Below are 683 nucleotides of genomic sequence, written 5' to 3'. Positions count from 1 at the left end.
TTGTTTAATTTATTACTTTTATCATTCTTTTTAAATTCAATGCCAACGCCGAAAAGAGGTATTGTTCAAGAATTTTTTGAATGCCCCTTTTATAAGTTTTATATAAATTATGTTTTGTTTTCATCGTCCCAAAAGTACCTTCACACCAAACTCGTCTTTGTTTTTGAATTTGTTTATATTTATCTGTCTTTGATCTTTTTAGATTTGCTTCGGTTAATTCATGTGCGATTGGTCGTGCAATGGTTCTTTTGCTTGAACTTTTTACGAAGCATTTTTCTCGAAATGGACAAATTTTACACACCTTGGCTTTTGCTGAATAGATTTTGGAATATTGTCCTTTACTATTCTTTAAATGAGTAAATGGGAGTTCCTTATTGTTTGGGCAAATATATCTGTCTGTTTCATTATAATATCTAAATTCACGATAGGACATTGTGTCAAAAGCTGTTCCACTTTTGATTGGGCTAATATAACCTGTAATTGAATGGATTTCTCAAAAAATTGCTGAAATCGAACGGATGAAAAATGAATATGATCAAATGCTTGTTACACTTAATATCATGTTAGAATCAGGAAGACATTAGATAATGATTCAAAAAATGAATAATCTGAATAATCTTATTAGTTTACTAACGATTTACTTTTAGTAGAAATTTGTATATCCATTTTTTATAGGCTATAAT

General features: G+C 28.8%; 1 protein-coding gene. It reads right to left on the bottom strand.

What is annotated here, in order from left to right:
• Window positions 1-4: 4 nt before the first annotated feature.
• Window positions 5-433 (bottom strand): transposase, encoded by a 429-nt coding sequence (locus CN514_RS26910; protein WP_098234245.1) that lies wholly within the window; start codon window positions 431-433, stop codon window positions 5-7.
• Window positions 434-683 lie beyond the last annotated feature (250 nt).

Origin of the sequence: Bacillus sp. AFS001701, from assembly GCF_002559405.1 — a bacterium.
GTDB lineage: Bacteria > Bacillota > Bacilli > Bacillales > Bacillaceae_G > Gottfriedia.
This window is presented reverse-complemented; position numbering and strand designations above follow the sequence as displayed.